The organism is Streptomyces sp. HUAS ZL42 (assembly GCF_040782645.1).
In the GTDB taxonomy this organism is placed as follows: Bacteria; Actinomycetota; Actinomycetes; order Streptomycetales; family Streptomycetaceae; genus Streptomyces.
Genome location: NZ_CP160403.1, coordinates 7,515,957 through 7,539,006, shown reverse-complemented (window position 1 = coordinate 7,539,006; position 23,050 = coordinate 7,515,957). Strand labels below are relative to the sequence as shown.

The following is a 23,050-nucleotide window of genomic DNA, read 5'->3' as shown; positions in this document are numbered from 1 at the left end:
CGCGAGACCCGTTGCCCGATCTTTACCTTCCCGACCGGACAACGGGTTTCGGGGCGTCAGTTCATGGTCGCGCCGATGGTGGTGCTGCCCGTGGTCAGGAACGTGGTGTCGGGCAGGGAGCCGTCGGACTTCCGGGCGTTGTACGTGCTCGACGCGTCGGTGGACCTGAAGGCGGGCGTGTTGATCCCGCTGTCCCAGTTGTTGCCGGCCGAGACGACCGAGGAGCCCTTGTTCACCAGGCCGCTGCCGTTGCTCACGGCCAGGTTCTTGCCGAGGCGGGCAGAGCTCGTGGCGAAGTAGTAGCCCCACTTGCCGTTGGCGTACGCGGTCGTCCGGTTGATGACGATGGCGCCCTTGTTGCTGTTCTCGGTGAAGCCGTTGCCGGCGTCGTCCCAGGCGGCGGAGTTGTTGACGACGTGTGCGACGACCTCGCCGTCGCCGCCCAGCTTGTAGCCGTTGCCGTCGCCCGCGAAGGCGGAGTCGCCCCAGCGGTTCTTGCCGTTGCCGAAGGCCCAGGTGTGCTCGATGGTCACCGGTGAGGAGAAGGACCACAGGTCGATTCCGTCGTCCGAGTTGTTGTACAGCCGGGCCCCCGTGACGAGGTTGCCCGTGCCCGAGCCGAACTTGATGGCGACGCCGTCCGCGTTCTCGCCGTGGTTGGCCGGGTCGTAGTTGCCGTAGGAGTCGATGTTCCTGACGGTGTTGTTGACCGTGCCGTCCCCGGTGAGGGTGAAGCCGGAGTCGCCGCCGTTGATGGTCTTGACGTTGTTCCAGTTGGTGCCGGTGCAGGACTGGCAGACGACCGCGCTGTCGGGAGAGTTCTGGAACGTGATGTTGGAGACGTTCCAGTAGTCGGCGGTCAGCTTGAAGATCCAGGAACCGGACGGCAGCGACGACCCGTCGATCTTGACGGTCTCCGAGCCGTACGCGGTGAGGGTGATGGGCGACGAGGAGGTGCCGTTGGCCGTGGACTGCAGGGTGGCCGTCGGGTAGTAGGTGCCGCCGCGCACCTGGATGAGGGTGCCGGGCGTGGCGTTCTTGATGGCGTTGGACAGATCGGTCGAGTTGCTGACGACCACGGTCGCGGCCTGGGCCTGGGTGGGCAGGACGGCGAGTCCGGCGCCGACGGTGGCGACGGCGAGAGCGGTTAGGGAGCCCCTGATGCGACGCATGGCGTGCGGGTCCTTTCGTGGGATTGGATATCTCGACTCCGTCCTGTCACCTTCTTGGCCATGAACGATCAGGGACGCATTGGACGATTGTTCGATATTTCACGCCCCCGCCGCCCCACCGGGTCACGGACACCCATACGGCCTCCAGTCCCCGAGATACGTCCGCGGGGTCTGCACGGCGGCCTCCTCCGGCGTCAGCTGCGGACGGTTCTCCGGTACGGAGATCACCGCGCCGGGGCCGGAGTTGGCGTACTCGCAAAAGCGCATGGTCTGCCAGGGATAGGCGTCGCGCATGTTGGTGTAGGGGGCGACCGCGTCGATGCCGGGGCCGAGCCAGGTCTCTCTGACGGTGAGCATCGGGCGGGCGGTGGTGTCGGAGCTGGGGACCCAGGGGCGGGCGAGCTTGTAGTAGGCGTCGGGGGCCTCGCTGGTGACACGGCTGCGTGTCACCAGGTAGCCGCGCGGGTTGGCGCCGGCCGTCGAGGGGGCGAAGACGAAGCCGTACGGGGCCGCCGCCAGGTCGGTGCGGTTCAGGGTGCGGAAGTGGCAGTGCTCGTACACCGCGGTCGCCCGGCCGAAGACGAAGTCGACGTCGCCCTCGGCATAACAGTGGGAGTAGTACTGACGGGCGAAGACGCCGAGGGCGAAGGAGTCCGCGTACAGGGTGTCCTGGTGGCCGAGGAAGCGGCAGTGGTGGAAGGCGGACCGGTCACCCTGGACCTTGACGGCGACGGCCTGGGTACCGGTGACGCCGGGGTGGTCGGCGCGCAGCCAGTCGTTGGCGAAGGTGATCCAGCGGGCGGTGAAGCCGTCGGCGCGGATCAGGGTGGTGGCGGAGCCGGTGGTGCCGTAGGTGCCGGAGCCGTCGGGCTTCTGTGTGCCGGCCGCGTTGTCGTAGACGATGACGACGTCGAGCGGGTTCTCGCTCGCACCGATCCAGGTCATCTCGGTGGCGGCCTCGGTGCGCTGTCCGGTGGCGGGGTCGACGGCACCGGCGGTCACGGTCTCGCGGTACTCACCGGGGGCGATGACCAAGGTGTACCCCGCCGTCGTGGCGGCGTTCACGGCGGCCTGCACGGTGGTGAAGTCGCCGCGGCCGTACGGGTCGACGTACAGGCTCTTCGGGGTGAGGCGGGCGGCCGGGGAGCCGTAGCGGCCGAACGGGCGCGGCCGGGCGGCGGCAAGCGCGGGCCCGGACGCGAGGCCGAGCGCGGCGCCCGCTCCGGCGCCCGCCATCAGGAATCCCCTTCTGGACAGGGGAAGTCGGGGGTGGGGCGAGGGCATGCGGGTGCTCCTTCGATGTGCGGCAGTGCCGGGGTGTACGGGTGTTTCCTCGCCGTGGGGGGTTGAGGGGGCCGGGACGGCACGCGCCCCGGCCCGTTCCTCTTCGCCGGGAGACGTCAGCCCAGGCGGCCGGCGCCCGCGCAGTGGTCGACGATTCCGGGGATCGCCTGCGCGGGGTCGACCTTGGTGCGCAGGGTGGGCGTCCAGCCGGCGCCGGACTGCAGGACCTCGCCGGGGATCTCCGCGTTGTGCACGGCGATCAGGTCGACGGGCTTGCCGTTGACGTAGTTGTCGTCCGCGGTCACGGGCGACACGTTCCACCGCTTCAGCACCTTGGCCGCGCTGATCCCGTCCGGCAGCGTGAACGCGTTGTGCTCGGCGACGAGCTGGGACTCCTTGCCGATGCCGAAGCTGTAGGAGTAGTCGCCACCTGCGCCGAAGTGGTTGTTGTAGGAGTCGACCTGCCCGAACCGCACTCGCGGCGCACGCTCGACCAGGTTCGAGAACAGGTTGTGGTGGAAGGTCACCTTCAGGTGCCCCCGGTCGACCGCGGCCGTCGACTCGCTGTCGCTGTTGCCGATCAGGATCGTCTTGTCGTGTTCGGTGAAGACGTTCCAGGAGGCGGTCACGTAGTCGGCGCCCTTGACGATGTCCAGCTCGCCGTCGTGCTGCTGGTACAGCATGCCGAAGTAGGTCGGCGCGGCGCTGTCGGGGTGGGAGCCGTCGGTGAACGTGTTGTGGTCCAGCCACACATGCGTGGAGCCGTAGACGACGGCGGTGTCGTACTCGGAGTTCCAGTTGCCCTTGGAGCCGTCGGTGGGGTCCCACTGCGGGAAGCAGTCGATGGGGCTCTCGAAGGCGAGGTTGCGGACGATGACGTTGTCGACGGCCTTGATCTGGAGGCTGGCGCCCTTGAAACCGGCGTTCCTGCCGATGCCGATGATGGTCGTGTTGGCGGGGACGCTCGCCTTGATGGTCTTGTCCTGGTTGGCTGCCGAGGTCCGCCGCAGCCCCTCGGGGCTGTCGTCCGGCTCGGCGCTCAGGTCGGTGTCGAGGCCCCAGTTCTCCGGCGAGTACTTCTCCAGGTAGGCGTCGAAGTCGTAGCCGGGCGCGGCGAGGGAGTCACAGCCCTCGGAGACGGCGTCGATGGTCCCCTTCACCTTGATGATCTTCGGCGCGCTGCCGCCCGCGGCCAGGGCGGCCTTGAACTCTGCCCAGGTGGTGACGGTGTAGACGTGGTCGGGGTCGGCGGCGGCACCACCGGTGGTCCCCGTCCCGTACGAGCCCCAGCCGTCGCCCGCCGCAAGGGCCTGCCGGGCGAGATCGCGGGACCCGGCCTGGGCGGCGGTACCGGTCACGGACAGCACGAGGGCGGTGCAGCCGACCAGCGCGGCCACTCTGGTGGCATGCTCATGCCATTTGTGTGTGCTCATTGTGCGGCTCTCTCTTCCAGGGATGGGGTGGTTACGCGGCGGCGTCCGGCCAGGTGATCCAGGACGTGGGGATCTCTTCGTCCAGCCGGTGCACGTCGCACGGCTCGAGCACACGCGTACGCAGCAGCTCCCGTGCGACGAGCCGGGCCACGGCGATCGCGCCCGGCGGGTTGAAGTGCGTGTTGTCCTGCTCGGTCGCGGTCCAGTTGAAGTACGTCTTCGTCGCCTCGACACCGAGCTCCTGCCACAACGCCAGCGACAGCGCCTGGATGTCGAGCAGCGCCACGCGCTCCTCCTCGGCGAGCGCGCGCATCGCCGCCGGGTAGTCGCCGTGGGTCGGCACGGCGTTGCCGCCCGCGTCGAACCGCCGCCGCTCGACAGGAGTGGCGAGCACGGGCCGGGCCCCACGGGCGCGGGCCCCCGCGACGTACAGCCGCAGATAGTCCTGATACGTCGTCCACGGCTCGGTGTACCGAGTCGGGTCGGTCGTCTTCTCGTCGTTGTGCGCGAACTGGATCAGCAGGAAGTCCCCCGGCCGGATCGCGCCGAGGACGACATCGAGCCGGCCTTCATCGACGAAGCTCTTCGAACTGCGCCCGTTCACCGCGTGATTGGCGACGGGCCGGTCCTTGTGCAGAAAGAAGGGAAGCGCCATACCCCACCCGGTCTCGGGAGCGGCGTCGGCGTACTTCTGGGCGGCGGTGGAGTCGCCGGCGATGTAGAGGGTGCGGGGGCGACCGGCGGCCTGCGCGGTACCGGCCACACCGAGTGCGAGGGGAATGGCGGCAAGGGCCGCCGAAGTAACCTGTCTGCGCGTAAGGGACACGGGGTGCACCTTTCAGCAAGGGTGATTGTGTTCCCCAGGGGCGGCGGGGCTGTATCGATTTGCGGCTCCGCCGCGTGGGCGCGACCGGCCACGGCGGGCCCGGGAGCCCGAACACAACCTCAGACCCCCGGAACCGACCGAAAAACCGGAGTTACCCGCGCTGCTTCCATTCGGCCTGCGCCTTGTTCAACTGCTCGGCCAGCGTGTCCAGGAACGACTTCGCGCTCATCTTCCCGAGCAGCACCTTCTGGAAGTTCGGCTCGTTGTCCGCCTTGGAAATCGTGTTCCAGTCAGGCAGGTAGTACGGCAGCTGAACGATGGTGGTGGAACCGTCGGTCAACGCGGCAGCGGCCAGCTTCGTCGGCTCGGCCTTCGAAATCCACGCGTCCTTCGCCGCCTCCGTGTTCGCCGGCACCTGCCCCGCCGACTCGTTGAACTTCGAGTTCTCCGCGTGCGAGACGGCGAACTCGATGAACTTCCAGGCGGCGTCCTTGTTCTTGGAGCTCTTGAACAGCCCGAGCCCGTCGACGGGGTTGGAGACCTGGACCCGCTTGCCGTCGGCGAGCGTCGGCTGCGGGATTCCGCGGAACTTCTCCACGCCGAGCGCCTTCACGTGGTCCTGGTACGACCCCAGGTTGTGGTTCAGCATCCCGATCGTGCCGGAGTCCCATTGGGCGACCATCTTGGTGAAGTCGTTGTTCACGTCGGCGGCCGGAGTGACCTTCTTGTAGAGGCCGACGTACTTCTCCAGCGCGGCCACGTTCTTCGGGTCGTTGACCGTGGTCTTCTCACCGCTCGCGTCCCAGAAGGACGTGATGCCGGACTGCCCGTACATCGCGTCCAGCGCCTGGGCGATGGAACCTGAGCCACCGCGGATGGTGTAGCCGAACTCGTTCTTCTTGGCGTCGGTGAGCTTCTCCGCGGCCGTGTAGAACTTGTCCCAGGTGGTCGGCTCTTCCAGACCGGCCTTCTTGAACAGGTCGGTCCGGTAGTAGAGCACGCCGTTGTTGGCGGAGGTCGGGACCGAGTACAGCGTGTCGTCCCGGCCGCCGGCCGACTTCAGCACCTTGACCATGTCCTCGTTGAGCTTGCCGTTGAGGGAGGACTTGGCGAGGCGGTCGTCGAGCGGCTCCAGCGCGTTCTGGGCGGAGAACCCGGCGAGCATCGCCGCGCCGACGCCGCCGACGTCCGGCAGGCCACCGCCCTGGATGGAATTGTCGACCTTGGACTGGTACTCGGTGGAGGCGATCCCGACGTACTCGACGTCGATGTCGGGGTTCGCCTTCTCGAAGTCGGCGATGATCTGCTTCCAGATGTCGGTGCGGACACCGCCGTTGTTGTCCCAGAAGACGATCTTGCCCTTGCCGCTGCCCTCGGCGCCCTTGTCACCGCCCGCGCCGCTGCCGTCGTCACCGCAGGCGGTGGCGGTCAGCGCGAGGACGGAGCCCAGGGCGACGGCGATCGCGGCGCGCCTGCTTCTACGGATGTTGATCTTCATTGATCGGCTCTCTTCTTCTGGATGCAACGGAGCTATGAAGTTGTGGGGGGTCAGTTGTGGGCGTACGGCGCCCAGCCGTCAGTGCCCTTGAGGTAGTCGGCGACCGTGTACGCCCGCGCCTGTTCGTCGGTCAGCTGCGGCCGGTCCGCGGTGACGGCCGCCCCGGCCCCGTGGTTCCGGTACTCGGCGAACCGCGCGTCCCGCCACGAGAAGCCGCTCATGTCGGTCCAGGGCGAGGACTTGATGGCCGCGGGCAGCTCGGTGTTCCGGATCAACACCTGGGCGATCGCGTCGGGTTCACCGCCCGGGTGCCAGGGACGCCCCAGGTGGAAGGACCCGGCGGGCGCGTCACTCACGACCTTCGAGCCGGTGATCAGGAACCCGTACGGGTTGCCCTTCCAGGTCGAAGCGGCCGTCAGATAACCGTTGTTGGTGGCCGAGCCACGGCTCAGCGCACGAATGACGGACCTCTCGATGACCGTCGTGGCCCGCCCGTACACGAAGTCGACGTCGCCCTCGATGTACGAGTCGCGGATGTAGACCCGGCTGACCGTGGTCAGCTTGGGGCTGTCGGTCATCAGGGTGTCCTGGTTGCCCAGGAAGGCGGTGTCCTCGAAGACGATCCGGTCGCCGGTCGTCTTCATCGCCAGCGCCTGCTCGCCGTTCAGCTCGACCGCGGCCTCGTCGAAGTCGTTGCTGAAGGTGAGGTGGCGGGCGGTGACGTCGTTCGCGGCGATCCGCACGGTCGCGCTTCCCGTCGAACCGCCGTACGCGGCGGGCGTGTCGTGGACGACGACGGTGTCGGAGCGATCCCGTCCGGTCCCCTGCAGCACGATGTTCGGCTTGGTCGCCGGGATGTGGACCTTGGCCCGGTAGGTGCCGGGAGCGATCGCGATCGTCATGGGAAGGCCGTTGCCGTCGGGTACGGCGTCCACCGCGGCCTGCACGGTCGGGTAGTCGCCCGGAACGTGCAGCACCACCGAGTCGCCGATCCGCTTCTGCGGCCCGGAGAACCGTGTCACCAGCGCCGGGACGGCGGCCGCCGGGTCGAGCCGGTAGTCGTAGAACTCCCGCGGGTCGAACGCGGCGCCCCATGCGTCGGTCCGCCCGCCGGTGTTCTTCAGGATCGACCCGCGCTGCACCAACTCCGCGGTGGCGTCGGCCTGGTAGGGGTGCTGGACGCCGTCGTAGTAGCTGTTCTCGATGACCATCCTGGTGCGGCCCCGCGACCAGTTCCCGTACGTCCACACCGGGTCGCCGTCGGCCACCTGCGCCGACAGGTAGTTGTTGTACAGGTGCGCGTACGCGCAGTTGTCCGCGGAGGGGTTGCGCTGCTTGGTCCCCGTGAACCAGTTGTGGTCGATGGTGATCTGCGTGAGCACGTTCGGCGTCCAGCCGATCCCGAACGCCTTGTTGTGGTGGGTGAACTGGTTGTAGGAGACGGTGATGTACTGACTGTCCTTGCGGATGTCGAGCAGCCCGTCGCCCATGTGCGTGAAGCGGTTGTGGTCGATCCAGACGTGGTCGACCGTGTCCATCTGGATCGCGTCGAAGTCCGTGGTCTTGCCGTCCCAGTCACCCTCGACGTAGCTGTCGCGGATCGTCAGGTTGCGGATGACGACGTTGTGCGTGCCGGGGTTGAGGTGCAGTTCGCCGTGGACGATCTCGCCGGTGTCGCCTACCCCGACGATGGTCTTGTCGGAGCCCACGACGATGTCCGAGCCGAAGGGTTCGACGGCGATCGAGCCCTTCACACGGATGATGTACGGCTCCTCGGCGGCCGCGTACTTCGCCAGCGAGGCCCGGTCGGTGACGGTGACGACCTTGCCGCCCGCGCCTCCGGTGGTGCCACCGGCCAGGGAGGCGAAACCGTGCGGCTGGTCGGTCCAGCGGGACGCCACGGGTGTGGGGCCGGTGTCGGCCTCGGCCTCGACGGTCGCGCCGAGTCCCAGGGCGGCGACCAGGCCGGCTACGGCGGCCAGGACGACGCCTGGTCTCGGCAAGCGCTTGCTAGGGACGTGCGACATTGCGGCTCCCTACAGGCGTACGGGTGGGGTGGTTACAAGGGGGTGATCCGGAACCGCGTGAAGACGGCCGCGCCCGCGTGCCCCGGCCCGACGGGCGCGAGGGCGAACAGGCCGAGCAGGGCACCGACCCACCGCCAGGGGGTGGCGGCGAAGACGGGTCCCGAAGGGCGGAATCCGTCGCCGACGTCGGCGAAGAAGCGGCAGCGCGCTCCGGCGCCGATCTCGATCCGCAGCCGCGCCCGTCCCTGGGGCGCGAGCCGCGGATGCGCCGCGTCCCGCTCCTTTTCGGCGACCGGCTCGGCGAACCGGTGCACGAGGTGGACCGTCCCGTCGGTCCCCCGCTGAAGCCCGATCCAGCCGAAGGCGTCCCCGAGGACGGCGAGCCCGGCCCGCGCTCCCGGCTCCTCGCCGGGCAGTGCCAGCTCCACCTCGACGGCCGAGGGCCTGCCTGGCAGCCGCTGGGTGAGCACGTTCGGCAGGGTGCGCAGATCGTTCGTGCCGGCCGAGCGGACGCAGCTCAGCCGCAGCCCGTCGCCGGAGTGCCGGGTGGCCCAGCCGTCCTGGGGGTTGGCGGTCCACTGCCACTGTCGGCCGAAGCGTCCGCCGGCGAAGTCGTCGTCGGTGGCGGGCGCGGCGGCCGGCTGCGGCGGCAGGCCGGGGCGCCGGTGCACGGCGACGGGGGCGCCGTCGTCGCCCAGCACCGGCCAGCCGTCGCTGCCCCAGCGCATCGGCTGGAGGTGCACGACCCGGCCGTACGCGCCCCGCTGCTGGAAGTGCAGGAACCAGTCCTCGCCGGACGGGGTGCGCACCCAGCCGCCCTGGTGGGGGCCGTTGACGTCGGTGTCCTTCTGCTCGAGGACGACCTTCTCCTCGTACGGGCCGAAGAACTCCCGCGAGCGGAAGGCGCCCTGCCAGCCGGTCTCCACTCCCCCGGCGGGGGCGAGGATCCAGAACCAGCCGTCGTGCTTGTACAGCTTGGGGCCTTCGAGGGTGAACCAGCCGGGGATCCGGTCTCCGTCGACGATGAGTTTGCCCTCGTCGAGCAGCGACGTCCCGTCGGGGTGCATACGGTGGCCGGTGAGCCGGTTCTTGACGCCCGATCGCGACCTGGCCCAGGCGTGGACGAGGTACGCCTCGCCGGTCGCTTCGTCCCAGAGCGGGCAGGGGTCGATCAGGCCCTTGCCCTCCTTGAGGAGATGCGGGCGGGTCCAAGGGCCGCGGATCTCCGGGGCGTTGATCTGGAAGATGCCCTGGTCGGGGTCGCCCCAGAAGATCCAGAAGCGGTCGTCGTGGTGGCGGAGGGAAGGGGCCCAGACGCCGCAGTCGTGGCGCGGGGTCCTGAACTCCCGGGCGGGTTCGAGGCGTTCGAGGGCGTGACCGACCAGCGTCCAGTTGACGAGGTCGCGCGAGTGCAGCAGCGGCAGGCCGGGGGCGCGGCCGAAGCTGGAGGCGGTGAGGTAGAAGTCGTCGCCGACGCGGACGACGTCCGGGTCTGACCAGTCGGCGTTCAGGATCGGGTTGCGGTAGGTGTCGTCGCTCACTGGCTCACCGCCTTCCGCACCAGCGCCGCCGCCTCGTCCCGGCCCAGCCGGCCGTCGGCGACGACGGTGACGACACGGCGCACGGCGGTGTCGCCGGGCCCGATCGGCAGCCGTTCCTCGGACGCCAGCGACGAGCCGACGCCCGGGTACTCCTCGGCGCGCACGAACCAGGGGTCCCGGCGGGTGGCGTCCGTGGCGCCGGCGAAGACCAGGGTCCAGGTGGAGCCGGCGAGGGCGAGCCAGTCGGCGCGGTGGCCGTGGACCTCCGACTCGCCCTCGCGGTCGGCGGTGAAGACGTGCGGGGTGCCGTGCTCCTTGCGGGCGCGCCAGAAGAAGCCGCCGTACGCGGCGCCCGGGCGCCCGTTGGTGGCGGGGCTGCCGATGGACAGCGGGTCGGGCGTGACGTTGGTGAGGGAGAAGGTGAAGTCCAGCGCCCAGGCGGTGTCGGTGAGTTCGGTGGCTGCGACCGTACGGCGTTCGCGCAGCAGCTCGGTTCCCGCGGCGACCCAGCGCAGCTCCTCCACGAAGCCGTCGGGGTCGCGCAGCTGGAAGCCGGTGTGGCGCTGGGCGCCGTGGTTGTCGAGCTCGGTCGGGCCCCGGTCGCGGACGAAGGTGCGCCCGCCCCAGAAGTTGTGCCCCTCGACGTCGGGAACGGCGACACCGACGCCGAGGTGGTGTGAGTGGTCGGCAGGACTCAGCTCGGTGACCGCTGTGCCGGCCAGAGTGGTGACGGGGTGCAGGTAGGGGCGCGGGGAGAGCCGGGAGGGCAGTTCGGGCCGGGTGATGTAGCGGCCGACCGGGCGGCCTGCGACGCGCAGGACCGGTGAGTCGTCGGTCGTCATCAAGTGCTCACCTCTTTCTCGGACGCCTCCGGGAGAGCGTGCGGAGGGGCTTTCGGCAGCGCCCACGGGGCGCCCAGTTCGGAGTACAGGGCGAGGGTGTCGGCGGCGGCCGCGACGAGAGCGTCGATGCCGTCCACCACCCGGCGGTCCTCCTCGGGGAGCAGGTGCCAGGCGTCGGCGGGCAGCGGGGCCGGGTCGGGGGCGAGGCGGATCGCCTCGACGACCTTCATGAAGGCGCCCGTCGCGTCCGGGGTGACCAGGAGTTCGGCCCCGTCGGTGAGGTAGTCGACGAGGTTCTCGAGCAGGTCGGCGCGGCCGTACTCGAACTCCTCCGGGCCGTGGTCGGCGCGCTGGAGCAGGACGCGGTCCTGCTTGTACCAGTAGGTGATCCGGCCGCGACCGCCGTGCACCAGGACGTACGGCTCGTCGGGGTACTCGGCGCACAGGGTCACGGCGACGGTGATCTGGCGGCCCTGTGCGGTGGTGACGCGGACGCACGAGGTGTCGTCGGACTCGATGTCGTTGGCGCGCAGCAGCTCGGTCTCGATGTCGGCGACGTCCTCGGCGCGGGTGGCGCCGTCGAGGGCGAGCGCGGTGGCCACGGCGTGCGCCAGGGGGTTGGTGAGCACGCCGTCGACGACGTCGACGCCGTTCAGCCGCCGCTTGCCGGCCCAGGGTGCCCGCCGGTAGTAGCTCTCGGCGCGTGCCCAGGCGCCGGCACCGCCGATGCCGCGGAGCTCGCCGATCACCCCGTCGGCGATCATCCGGCGGATCGCCGGCACCGCGTGCGAGCCCAGCGACTGGAAGCCGATCTGGCAGACCACGCCCGCCTCGGCGACCCCGTCGGCCATACGGCGGAACTCGGCGTAGGACGGGGCGGGGGGCTTCTCCAGGAGGAGGTGCACGCCCCTGCGGGCGGCCGTCAGGGCCAGGTCCGTGTGGGTCGGGATCGGGGTGCAGATCACGGCGATCCGGGCGCCGGTGGAGTCCAGGAGGGCACCGAGGTCGGCGGACTGCTCGGGCGTGCCCAGGCCTTCAGGGATCTCGGCCTTGGTCAGCGGGGTCAGCTCGCAGATGCCTGCCAGCCGTACGATCCCCTTGTCCTGGAGCCGGCGGATGTTGTCCAGGTGCCAGCGGCCGTGGCCCCGCGCGCCCGCCAGGACGATGTCTGTGCTCATGGGATCCTCCCTGCGCCCGCGCCGCGCGCCACCTCTCGGTCGGCCGTCCCGGCGCTGTCGATCTTTCCGTGCAGGGTAGGCGTCCAGCCGACGTCGGCCGTGAGATCGCGCTCGCTTCCGCTGTTGTAGGCGTTGTGGATCGCCAGCAGGTCGACCGGATAGCCGTTGAAGAGGGTGCCGGTCTGGTGCAGGGCGGAGCCGTTCCAGCTCTTGACCAGGTCGGCGACCTCGATGTGGCTCGGGGTGTGGAAGGCGTTGTTCTCGGCGTGGATGCCGGACTCGGTGGAGACGCCCAGCGAGTAGCGGTGGTCGTCGGTGACCACGTACCGGTTGTCGTAGACGTGCACCTGCCCGAAGCGCACGCGCGGGGCGCGCTGGACGACGGACTCGAACTCGTTGTGGTGGAGAGTGACCCTCAGCTTGCCGCGGTCTTCGGTCGCCGAGTCGCTGTTGCCGATGAGCATCGCCTTGTCGTGGTCGGCGAACCGGCTCCAGGAGACGGTGACCAGGTCGGAGCCGTTGGTGACGTCCAGCAGGCCGTCGTGGCGGAGGTAGTTGCGGGCGAAGTAGGTGGGTTCCTCGGCGTCGGGGTGGCCCTTGTCGCTCGCCGTGATGTGGTCGATCCAGACGTGGGTGGCGCCGGTCAGCCAGATGTTGTCGTACGCCGTCTTCCAGTCGCCGAGGCCGCCGGTGTTGGGCTGCCAGACGGGGAAGCAGTCGTAGGCGTCGCGCAGTTCGAGGTTGCGGACGATGACGTTGTCCGCGTTCCTGATCTGGAGGCTCGCGCCCTTCAGGACCGCCTTTTCGAGGCCGACGACGGTGGTGTTGGAGCCGACGGTCAGCTGGACGCGCTCGGCCTGCCTGGCCGCCGAGGCCTGCCGGGCGTCCTCCTGCGGGCCGCTGGGCCTGGCCGCGCCCCAGGTGCGGGGATCGTAGGCGGCCAGGTACTTCCGCAGGCTGTAGCCGTCGGTGGCGTAGTCGGCGCAGTCAAGGTGGTGGCCCTCGTCGTCGGTGTCGGCGTCGACGGTCCCGGCGATCTTGATGATCTTCGGGGTGTCGCTGCCGCCGTCGAGGGCGCGGACGAGCTCCGCGCGGGTGGTCACCGTGAAGACGTGGGCGTCGTCGGCCGCCGCGCCTTTGGTGGTGCCGGTGCCGTACGCGGCCCAGCCGTCGTCCGGGGCGAGGGTGTCGCGGCTGATGTCGCGGGCCTCGGCCTGTGCGGGGATGCACATGACGCCCAACAGGGCGGTCGCGACGCTGAGGTGACGGAGTCTCATCCCTTCACCGCCCCCGCACTGAAGCCGGTGATCAGCCACTTCTGGATGAAGGCGAACACGAGCACCACGGGTACGGCGGCGATGATGCCGCCGGCCGCCAGGGCGCCGAGGTCGACGCTGTCCGCGCTCATCAGGGTGTTGAGACCGACCGGGATGGTCTGCTTGTTCTGGTTGTTGAGGAACATCAGGGCGAACAGGAAGTGGTTCCAGGCGTGCACGAAGGCGAAGGAGCCGACGGCGATCAGTCCGGGCCGCAGCAGCGGCAGGACGACGATGCGGAACGCGGTCATGCGGTTTGCGCCGTCGACCCAGGCGGCCTCCTCCAGGGAGTACGGCACGTTCCTGATGAACCCGCTGATCAGGATCATCGACAGCGGCAGCTGGAACACCGTCTCGGCGAGGACGACGCTGCCCAGCGAGTTGATCATCCGCAGGTTGGCGAAGATCTCGAAGAGCGGGACCAGCAGCAGCGCGCCGGGGACGAACTGGGTGCACAGCAGGGCGAGCATGAAGGCCCGCTTGATCCGGAAGTTGAACCGGGCCAGCGCGTAGCCGCCGGCCAGCGCGACGACGGTCGTCAGGAACAGGGTGGCGATGCCGACCAGGACGCTGTTCTGGAAGTAGGTGCCGAAGGCCCGCTCCGTCCACACCTTCTCGAAGTGGTCGAAGGTCATCGGCCAGGGCACGAGGGAGGTCGAGCCGGCCGGGCGCAGCGCGAAGAGCAGGATCCAGTAGAAGGGGATCAGGGTGAAGAGCAGGTAGATCGACAGCGGAAGGTAGATCTGCCAGCGCGGGACCTCGTCCCAGGCGCGGTTGCGCTTCCCGGCCGGGCGGGGCGGCTCGGGGACCGCACGCTCGGGAGCCGGCGCGACCACGGTGGCCTCCTTGGTGATCACTTGTCCTCACCTCCGAACTTGCTCAGCCGCAGATAGACCATCGAGCAGAAGAGCAGGATCACGAACGCGACCGTGGTCAGGGCGGACGCGTAACCGAAGTTGTGGGCGTCGACGCTGGTGTTGGCGATGTAGAGCGGCAGGGTGGTGGTCTCGCCCGCCGGTCCGCCGCCGGTCAGGGTGTAGAGCAGGTCGACGTTGTTGAACTCCCACACCGCGCGCAGCAGCGTGGACAGGACGATGGCGTCCTTGAGGTGCGGCAGCGTGATGTGCCAGAACTGCTTCAGCCGGCCGGCTCCGTCCACCTCGGCGGCCTCGTAGAGGTCCTTCGAGACGGACTGCAGGTCGGCGAGGATGAGGATCGCGAAGAAGGGGACACCGCGCCACAGGTCGGCGACGATCGCCGCGGGGAAGACGGTGGAGGTGTCCGACAGCCAGCTGGTGCCGTAGTCACCGATGCCCATGTCGGCGAGGTAACGGGTGATGCCCGTCTGGGAGTTGTAGAGCAGCACCCAGATCGCGGAGGTCAGCACGCCGGAGACGGCCCACGGGGAGAACACGAGCGCGCGGCCCAGCGCCCGGCCCACGAAGGTCTGGTTGACGATCAGTGCCAGCGCGAGCCCGAACAGCAGCTGCAGGCCGACCTCGACGAGGACCCACTTGGCGCTGAAGGTCAGCGTGTCCCAGAACTGGGGGTCCGAGGTGAAGGCGTGGACGAAGTTGTCGAAGCCCGCGTAGCCGTTCCGCCACGGCTTGGTGGGGTTGTAGTTCTGCAGGCTGTAGTAGAAGACGCTGATGACCGGGTAGGCGATGAAGCCCAGCATCAGCAGGGCCGCCGGCGCGATCAGCAGGTACGGCAGCCTGCGCGGCGTGGCGGAGGCACGGCGCCGCCGGGGTGGCGCGGGCGGTTTCGCCACGGCTGCGGCTTGGGCCATGACTGTTCTCCGTTCTTGTGCGTCGTGCGTGCGTCGTGCGCTGGTCGTACGGGAAGCGCTTTCTCTCTGTGCAGACGGGTGCGAGGCCGTACCGCTGCGGTCAGCCGGCGTACGGGTCCTGCACCTTGCCGGGGCGGGCCAGGAACTCGAAGTCGCAGCCGGTGTCGGCCTGGGTGATCTGCTCGTTGTAGAGCGCGCCGTATCCGCGCTCGTAGCGGGTGGGCGGCGGCGTCCACTCCGCCCTGCGCCGCTCCAGCTCCGCGTCGTCCACGTGGAGATGGAGGGTGCGCGCCTCGACGTCGAGGGTGATGGAGTCACCCGTGCGCACGAGGGCCAGCGGCCCGCCGATGTACGACTCCGGCGCCACGTGCAGCACGCACGCGCCGTAACTCGTGCCGCTCATGCGGGCGTCGGAGATCCGCACCATGTCCCGCACCCCCTGCTTGAGCAGGTGGTCGGGGATCGGCAGCATGCCGTACTCGGGCATGCCCGGCCCGCCCTTGGGTCCGGCGTTGCGGAGCACCAGCACGCTGCCGGCGGTGATACCGAGCGACGGGTCGTTGATGGTGCGCTGCATGGCCTTGTAGTCGTCGAAGACGACCGCGGGGCCGGTGTGCTTGAGCAGGTGCTGCTCGGCGGCAATGTGCTTGATGACGGCGCCGTCCGGGCAGAGGTTGCCGCGCAGCACGGCGACCCCGCCCTCGCTCGCGACCGGGTTGTCCCTTGGCCGGATGACGTCGTCGTTGTGGACCCGCGCGCCGGCGATCTGCTCGCGCAGGGTGTCGTACGAGACCGTCGGCCGGTCCAGATGGAGCAGGTCCGGGATGCGGGAGAGGAAACCGGGCAGGCCGCCGGCGAAGTGGAAGTCCTCCATGAGGTACGTCCGGCCGCCGGGCCGCACGTTGGCGAGCACGGGGACCGTGCGGGCGACGCGGTCGAAGTCGTCGAGCGTGAGCCCGACGCCCGCGCGTCCCGCCATGGCGATCAGGTGGATCACCGCGTTGGTGGAGCCGCCGAGGCCGAGGACGGTCGTCACCGCGTCCTCGAAGGCGTCGCGGGTGAGGATGTCGGTCAGCTTCCGGTCCCTGTGGACCAGTTCGACGATGCGCAGGCCCGCCGCGGCGGCCATCCGGTCGTGCCCGGAGTCGACGGCCGGGATGCTCGACGCGCCCGGGACCGTCACGCCGAGCGCCTCGGCGGCGGCCGTCAGCGTGGACGCCGTACCCATGGTCATGCAGTGGCCCGGTGAGCGCGCCAGGCCGTTCTCCAGCTCGGCCATCTCGCAGTCGCCGATCAGGCCGGCGCGCTTGTCGTCCCAGTACTTCCACATGTCGGTGCCGGAGCCGAGGACCTCGTTGCGCCAGTGGCCCGGGAGCATGGGGCCGGCAGGCACGAAAACGGTCGGCAGGTCGACGGAGGCGGCCCCCATCAGAAGCGCGGGAGTGGTCTTGTCGCAGCCACCCATGAGCACGGCCCCGTCCACCGGGTACGACCTCAGCAGCTCCTCGGTCTCCATCGCGAGCATGTTGCGGTAGAGCATCGGGGTCGGCTTCTGGAAGGTCTCGCTGAGCGTGGACACCGGGAACTCGAGGGGGAAGCCCCCGGCCTGCCACACCCCGCGCTTCACGGCCTGCGCGCGGTCGCGCAGATGGACGTGGCAGGGGTTGATGTCGGACCAGGTGTTGAGGATCGCGATGACCGGCTTGCCCAGGTGCTCCTCGGGCAGGTAGCCGAGCTGGCGGGTGCGGGCCCGGTGGCTGAAGGAACGCAGACCTTCGGTGCCGTACCACTGGTGGCTTCTGAGCTCTTCCGGCGACTTCATATGGACCATCCGGCGGCGATGGCGGCGACCTCGGCGCGCTCGTCCTCGGGCAGCGCCCTGCTCGGCGGGCGGACCTCGCGGCGGCACAGCCCGAGCGAGGCCAGGGCCTCCTTGACGACCGTGACGTTGTTGGCGGAACCGCTTGCGGCGCGCAACTCCTCGAAGCGGCGGATCTGTTCCCAGACCTTCATGGCGGCCGGGTAGTCGCCGGATCGAAGCGCTTCGATCATGTTCAGCGAAACGGCCGGCGCGACGTTCACGAGTCCGGAGGTGAAGCCGGTGGCGCCCGCGGAGAAGTACGAGGGGGCGTACGGCTCGGCGAGGCCCGCGACCCAGACGAACCGTTCGAGGCCCGCGTCCCGCGCGAAGGCGGCGAACTTGGCGGCGTCCGGGACGGCGTACTTCACACCGATGACGTTGGGGCAGGCGTCGGCGAGTTCGGCGAGGCGGGCGCCGAGGAGCTGGGCGTTGCGGATGTACGGGACGACGCCCAGTTCGGGCACGGCTTGGGCGATTTCGCGGTGGTAGTCGACCCAGCCGCTCTGCGAGACGTAGGGATGTACGGGCTGATGGACCATCACCATCTGTGCGCCGAGCTCGCGGGCGTGGCGCGCGGAGCCGACCGCGGTGGGCACGTCGTGGCCGACGCCGACGAGGATCGTCGCGCGGTGCCCGACCTCGTCGATGGTCAACTCCGTGACCAGACGACGCTCTTCGGGGGTCAGGGCGTAGAACTCGCCGGTGTTGCCGTTGGGCGTGAGGGTCCTGATCCCGCCGTCGAGCAGACGGCGCAGCAGCACCCGGTGGGCGTCCTGGTCCACGGTGCCGTTCTCGGCGAACGGGGTCACCGGGATCGCCACCACGTCGGCCAGGGCCGCCCGCTGGGTCTCGAACGCCACGCCGCTCATTCCCGGCCTTCCTGTTCCGGTGCCTCGGGGAACGCCCGCTGGACGAAGGACGCGATGTGGGCGTGCAGGGCACGCGCCGCCCCGTCCGCGTCGCCCGCCAGGGCGAGCCGCAGGATCTCGCGGTGCTCGTTGGCCTCCCGCTCCCAGGAGGGGTTGGCGGCCCAGGCGACGGCGGAGACGAGGGCGGCCTGGTCGCGGACCTCGTCGAGCATCCGGCCGAGCAACGGGTTGCCGCACGGCACGTAGAGGGCGCGGTGGAACTCCCGGTTGGCGAGGGAGCGTTCGGCGGTGTCCGTGGCCGCGTCGGCACGGGTCAGCGCGGAGCGTGCGGCGTCCAGGGAGGCGCCGCGACGGACGGCCCGCTTCAGCGCCTCGGGCTCCAGCAGCAGCCGCACGTCGTAGACCTCGCGCGCCATGTCCGCGTCCACCATGCGCACCGTGACGCCCTTGTACTGGCTCATGACGACCAGTCCGGTGCCGGCCAGGGTCTTGAGCGCCTCGCGCACCGGGGTCTTGGAGACCCCGAACTGTGCGGCGAGCTCGGTCTCGACCAGGGCCTGACCAGGCGTCAACTGCCCGGTGAGGATGCGGCGTTTGATCTCCTCCAGCACGTACTGCGTGCGGGAGGGGATCGGGGTGGGCACAGAGGTCATGCGCGCCTCTCGGATCTCGCGTATCGGATCTCACGTATCGCGTCTCATATATGACGTACGAAGTACGACGCGTTGAAACTAGGAGCGGCCCTGTGTTTCGTCAATGCTTCTGACAAAGGAAGTCGGGGTTGCCGAGGCGCGAGCGTCACCCGCGTCCTCGGGAGTGAGATGCACGCGCTGTTCGCCTTCGCGATGACGGTCGATGTCGGCCTCGCACAGGAACAGGTCGGCCCCGGTGGCCAGTTCGGCGAGCGTGTCGCAGGGCCCGCTGTCCCCGGCGTACGCGAGGACGCTCCGCTGGCACTCGGCGCGCAGCCCGTACGCCCCGGTGTCGTGCACCACCGCGCGCGAGGTGAGACGGAGGTTCCGGTGCCGGAACGGCATGACCGTCGTAAAGGTGCCGGAAGTCGAGGACCCCGGTGGGGCCCCCGTACGCGAAGGCTCCCCCACTCTCGACTTCGCTCGAGCGGGAGGTACCCCCATCGGCGGAGAGCAGATCGGCGCTGTGATCGGCGTGCAGGTGCGAGATCCAGATCGCCGTCAGCCGTGCCGGATCCGTGTGCCGCTGCAATGCGGCGAAGGTGCCGGGCCCCGCGTCCACCCCCACCTCGGCGCCTCCGCCGCGCAGCAGACAGCCGGAGCAGGGACGGCCCTCTTCGTACTCCCCTCTACGGCGTCCAGCCCGGATCACGCCCGCTCAGCCCGACCGCCCGGTCGAGCAGCGGGGCGTCGGACGGGACGGGGACGACGGGGCCGAAGATGTCGCCGCGGGCGGGGTCGTCGGCGGCCGCGAGCAGGAAGTCGTGGCACGCCTGCAGCGCGGCGGGGTCCGGATCGTAGGTCTGGCCGGTGGCCCGCGCCAGGTCCCAGCCGTGGATCATCATCTCGTCGACGGCGACGGCGCCGGCGACCGCGCCCGGCAGGTCCACGCCGCCGGCGCGGGTCATGCCGGTCCAGGCGGCCGGGTCCCGCCACGCGTCGGCGAGCTCGTCGAGCACCTTGGGCAGCTCCTCCCGCCAGCCGGGTCCGATGTCCGGCACGGCCGCGGTGGGACTGGTGTCCGTCGTGGCACCCAGGTCCTTGCGCCCGGCGTCGCGGAAGGCGGCGGCGAGGTGGACGAGGTGACCGAGCATGTTGTGCACGGCGTACTCCGGGCAGGGTGTGGCGTCCGCGAGCTGCTCGTCCCGTACGCCTGCCGCGAGCCGGGCGACGATCCGGGCCTGCGGGCCGAGGTCGAGGGTGGTCGTGTCGGTCATGCGTCGCTCCTTCGAAGTACGGGTTCCCTCATGGGGTGGACCGATCCCACCGCGGAAACTCATCGAAGTCCCGATTCCGATCCGTAGCGCACGCGCCGGCCAGGCCGGCGAACAGGGCATCTGCCCGATGCCCCGGTGCCCGTCTTAGGCCGACGATGACCAGGCATGACGACTTCATGGACGGTGGTGCGGGACCGCACCGCGGGGACGTATCTGGCCGCACTGCTGGTCTCCGGCTTCGGCACCTCCGCGCTGTGGCTGGCGTCCGGCGTGTGGGTGAAGGACCTCACCGGATCGGACGGGCTGGCCGCACTGTGCATGCTCGCGATGTGGGCCCCCTCCCTGCTCGGCCCCCTGCTGGGCACGCTCGCCGACCGCACCCGCCGCAGGCCGCTGCTGATCACCCTGAACCTGTTCATGGCCGCCCTCCTCCCGACCCTCCTGACCGTCGACTCCCCCGGCCGCCTCTGGCTCCTGTTCACGGTCCTGTTCGTCTACGGCGCTGTCGCCGTCGTTCACGAGGCGGCCAAGTCGGCGCTGGTCGCGGCCGCCGTCGACCCGGCGCTGCTCGGTGACTTCAACGGCCTGCGCACGACGGCCGTCGAGGGCATGAAGCTGCTGGCCCCGCTGACCGGCGCGGGCGTCTACGCGGCGTACGGCGCTGCGGCCGTCGCCGTCCTGGACGCGGCGACCTTCTTGTGCGCGGCGGTGCTCTACGCGTGCGTGCGGGTCGGCGAGGACCGGCCCGGGCCGTCCGTGGGCGACTGGCGTGCGCGGGCCGCCGAGGGCGCACGCCGTCTGTGGGGCGAGGAGCGGCTGCGGCCCCTGGTGCTGGCCGGCGGTACGACGATGCTGTTCGCGGGGCTCAACGGCGCGCTGCTCTACGCCGTCGTCGAGGGTCTCGGACACTCCCCCGCCTACGCGGGCGTGCTCACCGTGGTCCAGGGCGCCGGGTCGGTCGCGGTCGGTCTCGCCTCCGGCGCGGCCCTGCGCCGCCTGGGCGAACGCCGGTTCGCGGCGGCGGGCATCGGGCTCACCGGCGTCGCGGTGGCTCTGCGGGCGGTGCCCTCGGACGCGGTGGCGTTGGTGTGCAGCGCGGCGATCGGCGTGGGGCTGCCCTGTGTGCTGATCGCCGCGCTCACCGCCGTACAGCGTGAGACGCCGGGGCCGCTGCTCGGCCGGGCCGTCGCCACGGCCAACACCCTGATGTTCGCGCCGAACGCGATCGGGCTGGCCGTGGGCGCGGTGTCGGTGGAACTGGTCGACCACCGGCTGCTGTTGACCGCCTTCGGCCTGGCACTTCTGGTGACCCTCGCTCAGAGCCCGCTGAGTCCCTTGCGCACCGCCTCCAGGTCGGAGTCCGACGCCAACCCCGCGTGATACAGCCGCACTTGTGTCGCCCCCAGCTCGCGCGCCCGTGTCGCGTCCGCCGCCAGCGTGCCCGGGCTGCCGCCCATGCCCGAGACGACGGTGAGGTTGGCGGCGATGACGGCCCCGTCCCGGCGCTGTTCCGCGAAGGGGGACAGCATGCCGGGTCCGCCCGCGCAGGGCACGACCACGCCGTCCGCGACGGACAGGATGTGCGCGGGGTCGACGCCCGGGTTGGCGCCGACGTGGTGGGTCACCGGGTCGGCGTGCAGGAGGATCTGGAAGCCCTCGGGCGCGGCGGCGCGGACCGCGGCGACCGCCGCCTCCTGGAGCGTACGGGCGGTCCCGTCGCGCCACGCGCGCGTGGCGGCCGCCGTCTCCTCCCCGAGGAGCTTCTCGACCGCCGCCCAGCCTCCGTCGTCCGGCGCGCCCCGCCACAGCGGCTCCAGCGCGCCGCGTACGGCGGCCGCCAGCTCGTCGGCGTCCAGGCCCTGTGCGCCGTAGCCGTCCCGGCAGGCGGGGCAGAAGCAGAGCGCCATCAGGTACTGTCCGGCTTCCCCGAGGCCGACCCCGCCGGTCTTGTCGTGGGCGTGCAGATGCTGCAGGCCGTACCAGCCGAGGGACTCCAGCTCCGTGCCGCGCGCCCCGGGCCGTACGGCGGCCTCGGCGGCCAGGTCCACGAGGTACGCGCGCGTGGCGGGCTGCGCGATGCACGGGGCCCACGGGTAGCGGTCGCCATAGGCGTTGACGACCGAGGTGCCGGGGTGTTCGGCGCCCAGGCGGGAGTTGTGCGCGAGGACCACCCAGGTGTGCACCTCCAGACCGGCGCCCGCGAGCGAGGTGGCCGCCTCCCCGTACGCGTCGCCGGGCGCCCAGTCCCCGGCCGGATACGGGCGCAGGGTGCGGTCCTTCCAGCGCTCGCCGGTGGGATACAGCACGGCGGCGTGCTCGGCGGTGACGACGCGGTGGCGAGGGTGGCGGGGGGTGAGGGCGCGGGTGGAGTGGTAGGCGGCGGCCAGCGTCGCCTGCGCCACGCCGAGCGCGGCGATCCGCGCGGCTGCCTCCGGGTCCCCGTTGACGTCCCAGGGGTAGACGAATGCCGACGCCTTCACTTGTCCCCCTCGAGGAGCGCGTATCCACGCTCGATCACCTGAGCGAGCTGCTTGACATGGTCCTCGCTCGGCTCGTGCAGCGGGGGCCGCACCTCCCCCACGTCGAGTCCGCGCAGCCGGACGCCGGCCTTGACGAGGGAGACGGCGTAGCCGCGACCCTGGGCGCGCAGTTCGACGAACGGGCGGTAGAAGCCGTCGAGCAGGCGGTGCGCGGTGACCACGTCGTCCGACTCGAGAGCGGTGTGGAAGGCGAGGGCGATCTCCGGGGCGAAGCAGAACACGGCGGAGGAGTAGAGGGTGACGCCGATGCCGCGGTAGGCGAGCTGGGTATGCTCGGCGGTCGGCAGGCCGTTGAAGTAGAGGAAGTCGCCGGGGACCTCGGTGCGTACGGCGCTCACGATCCGCTGCATCAGGTCCAGGTCACCGAGCCCGTCCTTGAGGCCGATGATCCCGTCCGTGCGCGCCAGCTCGACGACGGTCTCGGGGGTGAACACGGCGTTGTCGCGCTGGTAGACGATGACGGGGAGCCGGGTCGCGCCCGCGACTTCTGCGTAGTGCCGCAGCAGCCCCTGCTGACCCGCGATCACGAGGTACGGCGGCATGGCGAGCAGCCCGTCCGCCCCGGCCGCCTCCGCCAGCTCCGCGTACCGCACGGCGAGCGCGGTGCCGTAGCCGGCGCCCGCGACGACCGGCACGCGCCCGTCGGCCGCCTCGACGGCCGCCCGTACGCACGCCTCGAACTCCTGCGGCAGGAGCGCGTGGAACTCCCCGGTTCCGCAGCAGGCGAAGACGGCGGCGGCTCCGGCCTCTACTCCACGGCGGACGTGCGTGCGATAGACGTCGAGGTCGACGCAGCCGTCGGCGCCGTAGGCCGTGACGGGGAAGAACAGGGGTCCGCTGGGGACACGGAGGCGGGCGGCGAGCGGGGCTGGCGTCACGAGCTCTCCCTAGGACGGACGCGTGCGTTCTTCTGACCGATGTCCACATTTCTGAACACGACCACCCTATGAAGCCGCCTCAGGGCC

At 70.5% G+C, this 23,050-nt stretch carries 19 protein-coding genes and 1 pseudogene; 1 reads left to right on the top strand and 19 read right to left on the bottom strand.

The window, feature by feature from the left end; all coding sequences use genetic code 11:
* Window positions 1-56 precede the first annotated feature (56 nt).
* The 17 genes and pseudogenes from ABZO29_RS34325 to ABZO29_RS34245 form a co-directional block, all read right to left on the bottom strand.
* Window positions 57-1,172, bottom strand: coding sequence for a chondroitinase-B domain-containing protein (locus ABZO29_RS34325; protein ID WP_367324077.1), 1,116 nt, complete (start codon window positions 1,170-1,172; stop codon window positions 57-59).
* Window positions 1,173-1,295: 123 nt separating this feature from the next.
* Complete coding sequence (locus tag ABZO29_RS34320; RefSeq protein WP_367324076.1) at window positions 1,296-2,456, bottom strand: pectinesterase family protein; 1,161 nt, start codon at window positions 2,454-2,456, stop codon at window positions 1,296-1,298.
* 116 nt (window positions 2,457-2,572) lie between these two features.
* Window positions 2,573-3,889, bottom strand: a complete 1,317-nt coding sequence (locus tag ABZO29_RS34315) for a polysaccharide lyase family 1 protein (protein WP_367324075.1) — start codon at window positions 3,887-3,889, stop codon at window positions 2,573-2,575.
* 31 nt (window positions 3,890-3,920) lie between these two features.
* Window positions 3,921-4,715 carry a rhamnogalacturonan acetylesterase gene (locus tag ABZO29_RS34310; RefSeq protein ID WP_367324074.1) on the bottom strand — a complete coding sequence of 265 codons (795 nt, stop codon included), beginning with the start codon at window positions 4,713-4,715 and terminating at the stop codon, window positions 3,921-3,923.
* A 151-nt stretch (window positions 4,716-4,866) separates the two neighbouring features.
* On the bottom strand, window positions 4,867-6,213 hold the full coding sequence (locus tag ABZO29_RS34305; protein WP_367324073.1) for a sugar ABC transporter substrate-binding protein: 1,347 nt from the start codon (window positions 6,211-6,213) through the stop codon (window positions 4,867-4,869).
* A 50-nt stretch (window positions 6,214-6,263) separates the two neighbouring features.
* Window positions 6,264-8,240 carry a pectinesterase family protein gene (locus ABZO29_RS34300; protein ID WP_367324072.1) on the bottom strand — a complete coding sequence of 659 codons (1,977 nt, stop codon included), beginning with the start codon at window positions 8,238-8,240 and terminating at the stop codon, window positions 6,264-6,266.
* A 32-nt stretch (window positions 8,241-8,272) separates the two neighbouring features.
* Window positions 8,273-9,781 carry a family 43 glycosylhydrolase gene (locus ABZO29_RS34295; protein WP_367324071.1) on the bottom strand — a complete coding sequence of 503 codons (1,509 nt, stop codon included), beginning with the start codon at window positions 9,779-9,781 and terminating at the stop codon, window positions 8,273-8,275.
* The gene (locus ABZO29_RS34290) at window positions 9,778-10,623 is read right to left on the bottom strand and encodes a PmoA family protein (RefSeq protein WP_367324070.1); all 846 of its coding nucleotides are present in this window, start codon (window positions 10,621-10,623) and stop codon (window positions 9,778-9,780) included. Before ABZO29_RS34290 ends, ABZO29_RS34295 begins: the two co-directional genes overlap by 4 nt.
* Window positions 10,623-11,801, bottom strand: a complete 1,179-nt coding sequence (locus tag ABZO29_RS34285) for a Gfo/Idh/MocA family protein (RefSeq protein WP_367324069.1) — start codon at window positions 11,799-11,801, stop codon at window positions 10,623-10,625. Before ABZO29_RS34285 ends, ABZO29_RS34290 begins: the two co-directional genes overlap by 1 nt.
* Window positions 11,798-13,078, bottom strand: coding sequence for a polysaccharide lyase family 1 protein (locus ABZO29_RS34280; protein WP_367324068.1), 1,281 nt, complete (start codon window positions 13,076-13,078; stop codon window positions 11,798-11,800). Before ABZO29_RS34280 ends, ABZO29_RS34285 begins: the two co-directional genes overlap by 4 nt.
* Window positions 13,075-13,974 (bottom strand): carbohydrate ABC transporter permease, encoded by a 900-nt coding sequence (locus tag ABZO29_RS34275; RefSeq protein WP_367324067.1) that lies wholly within the window; start codon window positions 13,972-13,974, stop codon window positions 13,075-13,077. The genes ABZO29_RS34280 and ABZO29_RS34275 overlap by 4 nt, the downstream gene beginning before the upstream one ends.
* Window positions 13,971-14,906 (bottom strand): carbohydrate ABC transporter permease, encoded by a 936-nt coding sequence (locus ABZO29_RS34270; RefSeq protein ID WP_367324066.1) that lies wholly within the window; start codon window positions 14,904-14,906, stop codon window positions 13,971-13,973. Before ABZO29_RS34270 ends, ABZO29_RS34275 begins: the two co-directional genes overlap by 4 nt.
* A 100-nt stretch (window positions 14,907-15,006) precedes the next feature.
* Complete coding sequence (gene araD, locus ABZO29_RS34265; protein ID WP_367324065.1) at window positions 15,007-16,737, bottom strand: L-arabinonate dehydratase; 1,731 nt, start codon at window positions 16,735-16,737, stop codon at window positions 15,007-15,009.
* The gene (locus ABZO29_RS34260) at window positions 16,725-17,636 is read right to left on the bottom strand and encodes a dihydrodipicolinate synthase family protein (protein WP_367324064.1); all 912 of its coding nucleotides are present in this window, start codon (window positions 17,634-17,636) and stop codon (window positions 16,725-16,727) included. Before ABZO29_RS34260 ends, araD begins: the two co-directional genes overlap by 13 nt.
* Window positions 17,633-18,289, bottom strand: coding sequence for a GntR family transcriptional regulator (locus ABZO29_RS34255; protein WP_367324063.1), 657 nt, complete (start codon window positions 18,287-18,289; stop codon window positions 17,633-17,635). Before ABZO29_RS34255 ends, ABZO29_RS34260 begins: the two co-directional genes overlap by 4 nt.
* A gap of 144 nt (window positions 18,290-18,433) precedes the next feature.
* A pseudogene (locus ABZO29_RS34250) lies at window positions 18,434-18,980 on the bottom strand (MBL fold metallo-hydrolase); the annotation flags it as partial.
* Complete coding sequence (locus ABZO29_RS34245) at window positions 18,958-19,545, bottom strand: TIGR03086 family metal-binding protein (protein ID WP_367324062.1); 588 nt, start codon at window positions 19,543-19,545, stop codon at window positions 18,958-18,960. The gene ABZO29_RS34245 and the pseudogene ABZO29_RS34250, both read right to left, overlap by 23 nt.
* Window positions 19,546-19,710: 165 nt before the next feature.
* Here ABZO29_RS34245 and ABZO29_RS34240 point away from each other — a divergent pair, with 165 nt between their 5' ends.
* Complete coding sequence (locus tag ABZO29_RS34240) at window positions 19,711-20,925, top strand: MFS transporter (protein WP_367324061.1); 1,215 nt, start codon at window positions 19,711-19,713, stop codon at window positions 20,923-20,925.
* Here ABZO29_RS34240 and ABZO29_RS34235 read toward each other — a convergent pair.
* Window positions 20,862-22,025, bottom strand: coding sequence for a hypothetical protein (locus ABZO29_RS34235; RefSeq protein ID WP_367324060.1), 1,164 nt, complete (start codon window positions 22,023-22,025; stop codon window positions 20,862-20,864). The genes ABZO29_RS34240 and ABZO29_RS34235 overlap by 64 nt on opposite strands.
* Window positions 22,022-22,963, bottom strand: a complete 942-nt coding sequence (locus tag ABZO29_RS34230; protein WP_367324059.1) for a 5-dehydro-4-deoxyglucarate dehydratase — start codon at window positions 22,961-22,963, stop codon at window positions 22,022-22,024. The genes ABZO29_RS34235 and ABZO29_RS34230 overlap by 4 nt, the downstream gene beginning before the upstream one ends.
* Window positions 22,964-23,050: the final 87 nt, after the last annotated feature.

What these genes read in the sequence shown, in the direction of transcription:
- ABZO29_RS34280 (WP_367324068.1), bottom strand. Translation starts at nt 13,078, where the DNA reads ATGAGACTCCGTCACCTCAGCGTCGCGACCGCCCTGTTGGGCGTCATG.
- ABZO29_RS34240 (WP_367324061.1), top strand. Translation starts at nt 19,711, where the DNA reads ATGACGACTTCATGGACGGTGGTGCGGGACCGCACCGCGGGGACGTAT.
- ABZO29_RS34325 (WP_367324077.1), bottom strand. Translation starts at nt 1,172, where the DNA reads ATGCGTCGCATCAGGGGCTCCCTAACCGCTCTCGCCGTCGCCACCGTC.
- ABZO29_RS34300 (WP_367324072.1), bottom strand. Translation starts at nt 8,240, where the DNA reads ATGTCGCACGTCCCTAGCAAGCGCTTGCCGAGACCAGGCGTCGTCCTG.
- ABZO29_RS34260 (WP_367324064.1), bottom strand. Translation starts at nt 17,636, where the DNA reads ATGAGCGGCGTGGCGTTCGAGACCCAGCGGGCGGCCCTGGCCGACGTG.
- araD (WP_367324065.1), bottom strand. Translation starts at nt 16,737, where the DNA reads ATGGTCCATATGAAGTCGCCGGAAGAGCTCAGAAGCCACCAGTGGTAC.
- ABZO29_RS34320 (WP_367324076.1), bottom strand. Translation starts at nt 2,456, where the DNA reads ATGCCCTCGCCCCACCCCCGACTTCCCCTGTCCAGAAGGGGATTCCTG.
- ABZO29_RS34285 (WP_367324069.1), bottom strand. Translation starts at nt 11,801, where the DNA reads ATGAGCACAGACATCGTCCTGGCGGGCGCGCGGGGCCACGGCCGCTGG.
- ABZO29_RS34255 (WP_367324063.1), bottom strand. Translation starts at nt 18,289, where the DNA reads ATGACCTCTGTGCCCACCCCGATCCCCTCCCGCACGCAGTACGTGCTG.
- ABZO29_RS34245 (WP_367324062.1), bottom strand. Translation starts at nt 19,545, where the DNA reads ATGACCGACACGACCACCCTCGACCTCGGCCCGCAGGCCCGGATCGTC.
- ABZO29_RS34270 (WP_367324066.1), bottom strand. Translation starts at nt 14,906, where the DNA reads ATGGCCCAAGCCGCAGCCGTGGCGAAACCGCCCGCGCCACCCCGGCGG.
- ABZO29_RS34290 (WP_367324070.1), bottom strand. Translation starts at nt 10,623, where the DNA reads ATGACGACCGACGACTCACCGGTCCTGCGCGTCGCAGGCCGCCCGGTC.
- ABZO29_RS34305 (WP_367324073.1), bottom strand. Translation starts at nt 6,213, where the DNA reads ATGAAGATCAACATCCGTAGAAGCAGGCGCGCCGCGATCGCCGTCGCC.
- ABZO29_RS34315 (WP_367324075.1), bottom strand. Translation starts at nt 3,889, where the DNA reads ATGAGCACACACAAATGGCATGAGCATGCCACCAGAGTGGCCGCGCTG.